Source organism: Eudoraea sp. (assembly GCF_049665975.1).
Lineage (GTDB): Bacteria > Bacteroidota > Bacteroidia > Flavobacteriales > Flavobacteriaceae > Eudoraea.
Map to the genome: position 1 here is coordinate 1 of NZ_JBATGR010000190.1, position 10,843 is coordinate 10,843.

9 protein-coding genes are annotated in these 10,843 nt (G+C 38.2%); 1 reads left to right on the forward strand and 8 read right to left on the reverse strand.

Annotated elements, in window-relative coordinates:
• The coding region (locus tag WBN20_RS07135) for a hypothetical protein (protein WP_424281201.1) at positions 1-302 on the forward strand (302 nt) is incomplete at its 5' end.
• 264 nt (positions 303-566) lie between these two features.
• On the opposite strand, the gene WBN20_RS07140 is transcribed toward WBN20_RS07135, so the two are convergent.
• From WBN20_RS07140 to WBN20_RS07175, 8 genes are all read right to left on the reverse strand, one after another.
• Positions 567-2,819 carry a tetratricopeptide repeat protein gene (locus WBN20_RS07140; protein ID WP_424281202.1) on the reverse strand — a complete coding sequence of 751 codons (2,253 nt, stop codon included), beginning with the start codon at positions 2,817-2,819 and terminating at the stop codon, positions 567-569.
• A gap of 289 nt (positions 2,820-3,108) precedes the next feature.
• Positions 3,109-3,594 (reverse strand): hypothetical protein, encoded by a 486-nt coding sequence (locus tag WBN20_RS07145; protein ID WP_424281203.1) that lies wholly within the window; start codon positions 3,592-3,594, stop codon positions 3,109-3,111.
• Between the two features lie 187 nt (positions 3,595-3,781).
• Positions 3,782-5,425 (reverse strand): amidohydrolase family protein, encoded by a 1,644-nt coding sequence (locus tag WBN20_RS07150; RefSeq protein WP_424281204.1) that lies wholly within the window; start codon positions 5,423-5,425, stop codon positions 3,782-3,784.
• Positions 5,426-5,652: 227 nt separating this feature from the next.
• A complete protein-coding gene (locus WBN20_RS07155) occupies positions 5,653-6,906 on the reverse strand; it encodes a carbohydrate porin (RefSeq protein WP_424281205.1) in 1,254 nt (417 codons plus the stop codon).
• Positions 6,907-6,912: 6 nt separating this feature from the next.
• Positions 6,913-8,154 (reverse strand): threonine/serine ThrE exporter family protein, encoded by a 1,242-nt coding sequence (locus WBN20_RS07160; RefSeq protein WP_424281206.1) that lies wholly within the window; start codon positions 8,152-8,154, stop codon positions 6,913-6,915.
• A 44-nt stretch (positions 8,155-8,198) separates the two neighbouring features.
• Positions 8,199-8,366 carry a hypothetical protein gene (locus tag WBN20_RS07165; protein ID WP_424281207.1) on the reverse strand — a complete coding sequence of 56 codons (168 nt, stop codon included), beginning with the start codon at positions 8,364-8,366 and terminating at the stop codon, positions 8,199-8,201.
• A 95-nt stretch (positions 8,367-8,461) separates the two neighbouring features.
• Positions 8,462-9,691 (reverse strand): carcinine hydrolase/isopenicillin-N N-acyltransferase family protein, encoded by a 1,230-nt coding sequence (locus tag WBN20_RS07170; RefSeq protein ID WP_424281208.1) that lies wholly within the window; start codon positions 9,689-9,691, stop codon positions 8,462-8,464.
• Positions 9,692-9,772: 81 nt separating this feature from the next.
• Positions 9,773-10,843: C45 family autoproteolytic acyltransferase/hydolase (locus tag WBN20_RS07175; protein ID WP_424281209.1), on the reverse strand; the 1,071-nt coding region annotated here is incomplete at its 5' end.

The window sequence follows — 10,843 nt, forward strand, 5'->3', positions numbered from 1 at the left end:
AAAATCAAAAGGATGAAATAAACATTATGGAAGAAACTAAAAAAAACGGATTCCATGATTACAGCTTTAGTGAACCGGCAAATTATCATATAAAAATACAAGGGAGAGTGGTTGAATCCTGGTGGGACAGGCTGGGAGATATGGAAATACAGATTCATGAAAATCCCGGTGGTGAAACCTATTCAGTTCTTACGGGTCGTTTAAATGATCAGGCCGCATTATCAGGAATCCTAAATTCACTTTACGAATTACATCATGTGGTACTGGAAGTTCAAATTGTTAAGGACAATAAAGAGGAATAGTATATGACAAACAAGACCGGACTTGTTTATTTTAACGCCTTTGCAGGCATTTGCCATATGGCAGCTGGGCGGTAGCACCTATTTAAGATCAACCAGTTTTTCTGTTTTCAGCACCTTGCTAATCCCAATTCCAAATGGAACATTATAGTTGCCGTTTTTAAGGTTAAATGCAGAAATACCTTAAAAAATTAAGGAGCATATTATATCGGTTCTAATCCCGAGTGCCTGTAATTTAAGCTATCCGGAACGACCAATGAAGTTAAATCATGAACCTTGCTGTAATCTTTTTAGTATTTGATTATAATCGCTGCTAGTCGGGTTTATTTGAAGTAATAGACGACATGTGTTCATTGCTCTGTTTTGTTGATTCAAATTAATTTCGCTCAGGAGTTTTACATACAACAATCTCTCGTTATTTGGGAAGGATTCTAAGGCCTTATCAATGATATTGATAGCTTCACTATTTTTATTTTCCTGCTGAAGCATCAGCGCATAATTGTAGGAAGCGTTCGCATTTGCCGGTTCTTTGGAGCAGGCCAAAGCCAGGTATTCTAAAGCCTTGTCCTTTCTGTTTGTTTCATAGTATAATAAACCTAGCATGTAGTAGGTATAACTGTACTCCGGTTCTTGTTCAATAATTTTCAGATAGGTTGCCTCACTTTTATCCACTAATCCTTGTTGGTAATAAATCAGCGCCATATTTATGCGCGACATATTAAAATAGTTATCTTCCTTAACTGCTTTGGAATAGAAGTCAAGTGCCTTGTCTATTTCTCCGATACTCTGGTTATATATGCCTAACTGATGCAAACCCGCAGGAAAATCTGAATTTATTTCCAGCTCTGTCATATATTCCTGGTTAGCCAGTTTAAACTCCTCCAAATGTTCCACCTGGCTTTTACCAATAACATTGTAATAATGTGCAGCCGAAATACGTACCGCACGCACCGAATCTTTTAATAAGGGAACTATTTGCGGTGCGAAATCCGGACTCCCTATTGTCTCGAAAGCCCGTACTGTTTGATTTCTTACTAAAATGGAAGAATCATTTAAATACCTGGTTAAATCCAGCGCGTCTTCATATGAAATAGGGGAATTTACATAGAGGCCAATAGCCGTTGCCCTGGCTATTTCAGGGTATTCTTTACTGGAAAAGACCTTCTTAAATTCCTGATTGTCATCCATATACCCTTTTAATAAATGGTCAGAAAAATGGTCCGCTCTTGTAGGACCATATTTTTCAACTATAAAATCGCTCGCCCACTTGGCCGACTTATCTGTATGACATTTATTACATGCATTTGGCGTGCTGTATGTTACGGATTGATCAGGCCTGGGAATTCTAAAACTATGATCTCTCCTGTAATCATTTACCATATACAATTTACCATCCATGTGGCAGTTAATACAAAGGGCTGCATCGGTATTCATTGCATGGTAATGATGATCCGGGGTATCATATTTATCAGGAATATGACAGGTTAAACAGAGGTCGTTCCCCTCTTTCTTTAGTTTTAAGGAATGTACGTCATGACAATCCTTACAGGAAATCCCAAGACCATACATTTTACTTTCTAAGAAAGAAGTATAAACATAAACTTCGTCTCGTATCTGCCCATCCAGTTCATATAAAGGTTCTTCCAACATTCTAGGAAAATAGTGATCCATGAATGTCCCGGTATAATCGAAATAGGGTGTTAAATTGCCCCTTCTGGAATGACATCTTGCACATTTATCAACCAACTCTTTTGGCGGTACAGAACTTCCAATATACAATTCGGGAGGTAAAACACCATTAGCTTCATTTTCTTCCTGTTCTTTATAATAGGAAACATGCGTGCCTGAAGGTCCATGACAGGCCTCACAGGCCACATTTATTTCACTAAAAGTTGTATTAAAAACCCCGGAGGATAAATCGTAGTTCTTTTGGAGATTTGTGGAATGGCAATCTGCGCACATGGTATTCCAGCGCTGGCTGCCCCCGGACCAGTTGATCCACTCATCATGTTTAATGTCCAGATCGGGTTGCAGATGAAACCACTTTTCTTCCACCGTATCCCAGGCGGTAAGCAGACAATTGTACTCCCCGTTTGGGAACTGCACAATATACTGTTGCAATGGGGTATAACCAAAAGTATATATAATCTTAAAATCAGAATAATTACCGTCTTCTCCTTGTGTATTTACATAATAATCTCCCTCTTTAAGAAAAAATGAACTTTTAACGCCCTTATAGGTAAAAGTGGTATTATTAAAATCAGCAAGAATAGTGGTAGAATCTGCTATCTTCATTGCCTCATCGTGATGTGAATTCTCCCATAATTCATACTCTTCCTGATGACATTCAATGCAGCTTGCCGTGCCCACAAAAGAGGCTGTTTGATCCATGTCTGCAACCTTCACATATGCCTCCTTTTCTATGCCATTACAGGAAACGAGAAACACCGTTAGTACAAATTTAGAAAGATGCTTAAAAAATGAAAATTTAAGTGCAGCAGGGATAAAATATTCAATCATTTTTGTAGAGAGTCAATGGTTTCCAGGTAGAAAATTGAATTTAAAAATCAGATGGAAAATTACGCAATTATCACAAATAAACCTTGATCATTTTGAATTCAATATACTTGGCCGGTACATATTTATAATTTTTATTGATAGTAATGATCAATTGTATGACCGGAATCCCCTGATAAGAAGTAGTGCCACCGGGATCTGAAATCCCAAGATAACAAGATGCTCCAATTCGATTATTTACTGGGTTCCACCGGGTACTTACTCATCAATTTATTTCAAATAATAAATTTTATTAATAGGCAATTCTTCTAACGGTTCTTCGCGTTGTTCTGCGGGCAACACCTGCAACAGAAACCGGGGTAAGTGGCCTGCCTATGACGTCAATAAATAAGGAAGCTGCTGCTCCCTCAAGTTGATTATCTCCTTCAATAATAGTAACATCATATTTGAGAATATCACCTTTTAAACTTGGATTGGTAAGGGTCAATACAACATCATTTGCTCCATCATCTGTCATAACTGAAAGTGTAGCATTTGGCGGGTCTTTTTCAAAACTATCTTTAGCCTTATCTCCAGTCCAAAAGCTAACAAACTTTTCTGTTGCAGTTAATGCCGCCATTCTTTCCGGGCGGTCAGTGAAACAAACCGTAGTAGGATTGATGCCATTTAGTATCAATACTCCATCATTAAGCGCTACGGATTCTGCATTTTGTACAAAAAGCCATTCAGGTTCATTTGCCTCAACACCTTTTTTACAACTTGCTGTTATGCTAAGCAATAAAATAATTAGTGATGCTATTGTTAGATTTTTTTAATTTTGTAATATTTTCATTTTTGTACATGTTTTTAAAGTTTCCACTTTAACCAGGTTTTCTAGTTCTTGCCTAATTGTATGAATAGTATAGTTTTTATTTAATTAAACAATACTTTACATTTCTATTGATTCCTGATACACTTATTATTCTCTAATTCTGCTGTGCTATTCGAATGGCCTGACCCGGATATACACCCTTCAGAACTTTGGAATCTTTTACTACAATTGTTCCGTTAACCAACACATACGGAATACCTGTTGATGGTAAACCAGCTGCTGCTAAAGTAGAGTTGTCTCTAACTGTTTCAGGGTTAAAAATAGCAATGTCGGCATCGGCACCTATTTGCATTCTCCCTTTTTGAGCCATTTGATCTACTCCATTTTCTTGTAAGAATTTAGCTGGGATGTATGTCATTTTACTAATCGCTGTCATTAATGGCATTAAGTTCATTTCACGAACTTTTCTAAGTACAATTCCGGCTGTTCCAGCTAAACGTGGATGACCCTGAACCGACTCATATGGAGTATCCCAATCCCAAGCAAGAGCTCCTGTTGCAGTAACAGTTAACGGAAATGCATCACTACCTACAGATGTTCCTTCATAAGCGAGAGCCATATTTAATGTCTCTTCTGTGGCACCGTAAAACATTACACCAGTACCTGGCGCCGTTTTCATCAACTCATCATAACGATCTTTGGTTAACGGTTTCATGGTAGCTATTTCGATCAAATCTGAATACGTGCGACCCATATTTGGACCGTAGTTAGAAGGTACTAAGTAATCAGCTCCAACAATGGTTGCACCAAAATTGTAAGGATAAATTTCTGCCAGAATAGATTGTCCTTTTGCTCTGGCATCATCCACCATTTCTAATGCTTGTTTTGTTTCAGCAAGTGCTTGTTGGTGCATGTGGCATAATAATAATCCTCCACCATAAATGGCTTGATTTGCCATTAACTCTTCAAAACCAAGAATACCCGTAGTTGGCGCATGTTGACTGGAGAAGCGACCGTGAAGAAAAGTTGCTCGATTATACTTACCGGCCAGTTTTTGCCATGAAGTAGTTTCTTTTGAGGTAACGCCTTTACTCATGTAACCAACAGGAACACCAATCCCCAATGCACCCTTTTTTAAACCTTCATCAATAATTTGATTGATTTTGTCGATTTCATCTAAAGTTGGGGTTCTTCCAGACCATTGCATATCCACAAAAGCATTTTCATCATGCGCTTCTATATCGGTTACAAACATTCCTGTTTTAGAAGTGTATTTTGGGTTGAATACTTTTTCTCTAGCCGCTAAAGTACCAATAGTTGCTCCATAATTTGTTTGTGATTTACCCTCAAGTTTATCGTAAAATAGATCGATAGGATAAGCCCCTACTTCTAATTCCAGTGGAGAAGTTACACCATCGCGAAGCATTAGTTTTTGATGAAATGGAGCATCTACTACATGTACATGTGTATCAATAAAACCTGGTGACACCACATGTCCCTTCGCATCAATAGTTTCTTTTCCTTTTATTTCCTTATCGGTGATGATTGCAATTTTGCCATTTAAAATTCCAACGTTTTGAATACTATCAAAATTGGTTTCCGGATCCATGACACGGCCGTTGAGAATTACAACATCAAAATTAGTAGAGGCATCAGCTGCTTCCACGTTTGCTTTTTCCGTAGTATCCGCCTTTGTATCACCGTTTTGTTCTGTTTTGTTGTTACACGCTGCAAAAAGCAAAATGATTAAGAAGATTCTAATCGGGATAAATGTCCTGGCTAATTGTTTGTTTTTCATTTTTTCTAGTTTTTAAGTAGTTATATGAATAGTATAGTTTTCATTTAATTAAATAATAATTTGGTAAATGAAAAAAAATCAACCTGGCACCAAACTGAATACGCTGGGCAAAGCCATCTGTGCCATTTACAATTCAGAACACATATTGTATATAGATGACTTAATACACTTTTAGAATATATGCAATGAATACGAATTTCAGATTCATAAGTATGCAATATTATTTCCTAAATAAAAATTCGTCCTCTCAACCCAAATACGGTTATAAAATTACTTGTTGGGTTTTGGGCTGGATTAATTATAAACTGAACATCTGGCGTTAAAATAAAGGTCTTAAACTTTTGCCAGTGATAAAATAATTCAATTGTTAATTGATCTTCAACGCCATCAAAAAATGTGGATTCAGAAGGTTGCCCCCAACCTAATCCAATACCAACTAAATTTTGTTTTGGTGAAAATTTATAACCTACACCTGCTTCAATAGATCCTTCATAAAGAGCGCCTCCATTTTTAGCATATCCAGCTCTTAAAAAGGGCTGCCAATGTTCTTTAAATAAGCGAGTATATGAAAAGTTAAGCCCCCAACCACTTGGAATATTTAATGCTACTCGATTAGCAACATGCCAAAATGAAAGGTGGATATTATCTGTAAATCGTTCTTGATACGATTTTACCCAACCAAATTCAGCAAGGGTAAAATATTCTGCTACTTTAAAAAAACTATCAAAACCGTCTAATGGTTCCTTTGGGTTCCCGTTGGCATCAGAAATACCAGCCATTACATAATAATTTTTAGTCAAACGGCCTTGTATTACAGCTCCTAAACCTTGATTAGGGGCTGGAATAGTTACTCCGGTCGAAAATTGAAGATTACTAAAATCACTCCAAGGATCTACAAGAGCATAGACATTAAAGTAGTCAGTAGCGTCTACTTGACCCAATGCGAATTTTATTTTTCCTTGTGCAAATTCCTGTAACCAATAAAAATTGGTTAATGCCCAGTGAACATCACTAAAAGTAGTTGAAGTTAAACCGATATATCCAATTTCTCCACCTAAAGATTGACCAGGAATATTGTTGCCATAGGCATGTCTATTCTCTACTTTAAATACTAGAGCACCGTTGTTTCCTGATTTTTTACCGATTAAATTCCAATTTCCATATACTCTAAAAACACCGCTAAAGGCACTATTATCACCTAAACTTGCTGTGGCTACTTGAAAATTTGAAAAATAATCTACACCATATGAAAAATTACTTTTAGTTTCGAAATTGTCTTTAAAATCAAAATAGTTTTTTAATAACTTGGATTCTACCCTCTGATTTTTCTCTATTTGACCCGCAACACTACTCGGGCCTAGACTACTAGATTTACTTTTAATACTGTCTGTTTGTTTCTGCTCTTGAGCAAAACTTGAAACAGTAGTTAACAAGACAAAAAAAGTTAAATATGCTAGTTTGTTATTTTTAAAACGTGTCATAATATATTATACTTTTTTAGTGGGCTTAATTAATGTAACACCAATCACCAGACCTGCTGCCAGAGTGATGGCGACTATAAACATTTGCAGAAACTCCTGGCTTCCGGCTTGCATATTTCCAGCGGCAAAGGCGCTTAAGCCCCGGAACCCGATGGAGCCGCTCACCAGCAATATAAAAGCAGGGACCAAAACTATTGAAGGTGGTCTTTTCGTTTTTCTTGACCAGGTACTTGTAAATACAACCAGTAAGACCATGCCCAATAAATTCCCGAAATTGACCCCTACCCATTCGCTACCGTAAAAAGTACCTAAAAAGGCTATCAACATGCCTAGACAAGCCCAAATAAAATCTCTGTAAGGCGTTTGTAATGCTATTCCCAGACCAATAATGATTGCAGGAATTCCTACCCAAAGCCAAACAGAATCAATAGCAACTGCAGTTGTAGCTTCGGGCATTGTTACTATAAGACCAACAGCACTTACACCTAGCCATCCACCGAAAAATTGTTTGAATAAATAAATTAAACCGGTTAGCAGGTTTGAAAGTCCGGAGGAAATATGCTTGCTTACAATTTCTACAACGCCTACACTAATTCCATAACCTGGAATCAATATCAGAACAGCTGAAAGTACAATGAGTACCACGTTAATTTCCGGTAAATAAAACCTTGAAATTCCAGCTAGTATACCGGCTACGAAAGCTGTAGATAAGGGAAGCCATTCCCCTGATAAAGGTCCCCATTTACCAGAATTTATTACCATAAAGAACACAACCAGACTAAAAACGCCGGACAAAATTAAATCCCACCATCCGCCGCCTAAAAGTATGGGAAAGGCCGCACCGCAAAGCACATAAGCCAATGCTGTTGTTGCATTACCCCAGGGGTGTGGCATCTTATCAATTTCATCCAAACGCGTGCTGGCTTCTGCAATAGATAATTTCCCGTTTCCCAATTCGTTTATAAGCTCGCCCACATTCGCCAGTCTATTTAGCTCAGTTCCTGTTCCATGCATGGCCGATATATGTATCTTTTGCCAATCACTCCCATCTTTTGAAAATGCAAAGCTTATCTGGTCTGGCGTAGAACGGAAAATACCTTTGTAACCTAAAATTTTTGTTATCTGGTTCAGATACCACTCAAGTCTGGCCGCATTGGGGCCGTAACCGTGCATTCTTTCGCCCAGTTTAATGATAAACCGACATGCTTCATCGAAGGATTTGCCATTTTGTTGTTTAACGTCAGTCATAAGTGTTACTTATTTTATGGTGTATTTATTGTATTCTAAATTGTTTATTCTTCAAGTAAATGAGGTGCAATTTTTTTTACAAATATCAATACTGGCGAACGCGAATCATCACCTGTTCCGATGCATGCATCAAATTTTTCTTGTAATATTTCTTTATCAAAACCATCTCTGCTTCCAATCGCCCTCCCAACTCCACGAAAGAAGTAGCTCACTAAATTTGCATAAAAAGTTCATTAACTCCTCTGCGTTGGCTGCTTGATTGACCCTGTTTTTCACACTCATATCCTACTTTGTTTGAATTAATTTCTTAAAACCCAAAAGTGAAAAATTCAGACATTCTATCTTCCATATGATTGGTTCCGGGGATAGGTTTTACATCGCCTAAATACCAACGTACACTAATGGTCTTATTTTTAAGATCGGATGTTGCGTTGCTCAAGGTTCTTTCTAAAGGACCAGATTCGGCTTTCTTTGTGTCCGTAAAAGAACAATGAACCGCATCTGTCATAGCTGTTGCATCTGTTACCTTAAATGGTGGTTTTAAACCTGCATACGCATCTCTCAATATTAATTGACGAGCGTATGTATTGTGCTCTGCATTGATATCAAACTCAGGATAAGTACCTGGTTCCGGGTATTTATATAGTGCATGGTTGGTAACAAACAATGGATTATTGGCTGCGCGATCTGTAAAACGATAATCTCCAGTATCACTAAGTTCAAATACCGTAGCATTTCCACTTTCGTCCGCAATTAATAAATGTACACGCATCATGGTTTGCATCAAGCTATTTTGAAGAATTTTTTGTTTAGCTTCTTCAACTGTTGCACAAGTATCTAGTAAAAGAGCAGGTAATTGAGTAAGCGCCAATCCATTAAGCTTCATACCTGAGCATGGTGTGCCTTCTGCTCCAATTGAATTTGGATCGTGAAAAACAGTTACATACAATCCCTTTTCATTGATGCCATCAACATAAGGATTCAATGCTTCGTTACCACCAATTCTAATGCTCTTATATCCTTTATCTGGTCTGGTTTCTAATACTATATAGCGTTCAGCAAATCTGAACGAACCTTCGGGTGCTTTTTTTCCAAAAACCTCACTCCACATGACCATAGCCATCATATCATAGTTCCTGGAGACAAATACGCCACCGCCTTCACTTTTTTCTTTAGGAAGGACAGCCGCAGAACAAGTTGTAAGATCGGCAGCAGTTCCACTTTTTACAGCATCATACCAGTCGTATGGTAATGCGGTATCGTCATAAACAACATCATCATCTGAAAGGCCAAATGCTTTACGCACACCTTTTGATTTTTGTGCCATTTCCGGCCAGTTGTTTTCCATATAGGTTTTACGTGCCTGCCCGTATATAGGGTCGTCATAAATACCTAACTTACAGCCATAGGTTTCTTTTCCAAGCTTTGCTAGATCGTATCCTATTTCTTCGTAGGATCCCTGTACAATAATGTGAACAGGCTTCGTATAATTCCCATCTTTAAAAGGATAAATTGGTTCATTTTTTAAAATTGCCATAATTAAATAGTTTTAAATGGATTAAATATTGAATGGGTGCAAGGATGAGATCTAAACCTGCACCCAATCAATTAGTAATGATTATTTTTTAAAATACTTTTTCAAGTCAAATTCCATCCAACCACTATAGGTTGGAATACGCACCCACATTTTCCGTTCATCCGGATGGGTAACAACCTGCCACACGGTTACATCACCACCCTTTGGTCTGTTCTCAAAAACGGTCATACCATCCACTGGTTTCCAATCGTTGGCTTCATCATAAATTTTCGTATTCATGATCTTCCTCATTGCCTCAGCATCAACGTTAGGAGCAGCATCTTTAACTAATTTAGTAAAGGTTTCTCTACGGGTTCTTGAATACCAGGCTGCCGGTGAGGGAAGGTCAGGAATTCCCCAGGTAGGATCAATAAACTGATTACCTCTGCACATCAAGTCTTCCTTTTCGGGTGCCGGAGCGGTGTATCCTTCAGTAGAAATTTCAAAGGCCTGTCCTTGTTTTGGTTCGGCCGTCATCATAATGGATGGGTAATTGGCACGAGCGGAATTAAAATACATTTTAAGCTCTTCAATAGTACTGTAGTCGAAGAGGTTATTAAACATCTGACTGTAAACCGGAGTACGATTTGAGTAAATGGTTGCCCCAATGGTTCCGGCTCCGTTGTTGAATTCGTAATAGAGTCCTGCGCTATTCATCGCATCAATGACTTCGGTTACCATTCCTGCAACACCAACGCCTGCAACGCCATACGCTCCACCAGATGGATTCATGACTACGAATTGACCCCATTTTGGCATCATATCACGGATATAACCAGCAAAATCGAAATTCCTTCCTGTATAAGTTGTTCCATCCTTGGTGTTGCTTCCCCAGGTACTTAAGGCCGTACACATAGCTGTTTGCCCGGTTCTACGTGCCAACAACACCAACATAAACTGTTGGTCAATCGTTGCATGTTCGAGTATTTCCATACCTGTGGCCTTCGCCATCCCTGCATACAAATCTTTGGTTCTTTTAGGTAATGCCTTATAAAATGGTTCACCCAGTATTTCCTTCATGGTATCGTAGCTCAGTATTTCGGGATCGATGTATTCTTTGATCAGTTCATCGCGCACAGCAATGATTTTGTCTTTCATCAACGTTCCATACTG

What these genes read in the sequence shown, in the direction of transcription:
- WBN20_RS07170 (WP_424281208.1), bottom strand. Translation starts at nt 9,691, where the DNA reads ATGGCAATTTTAAAAAATGAACCAATTTATCCTTTTAAAGATGGGAAT.
- WBN20_RS07140 (WP_424281202.1), bottom strand. Translation starts at nt 2,819, where the DNA reads ATGATTGAATATTTTATCCCTGCTGCACTTAAATTTTCATTTTTTAAG.
- WBN20_RS07150 (WP_424281204.1), bottom strand. Translation starts at nt 5,425, where the DNA reads ATGAAAAACAAACAATTAGCCAGGACATTTATCCCGATTAGAATCTTC.
- WBN20_RS07160 (WP_424281206.1), bottom strand. Translation starts at nt 8,154, where the DNA reads ATGACTGACGTTAAACAACAAAATGGCAAATCCTTCGATGAAGCATGT.
- WBN20_RS07155 (WP_424281205.1), bottom strand. Translation starts at nt 6,906, where the DNA reads ATGACACGTTTTAAAAATAACAAACTAGCATATTTAACTTTTTTTGTC.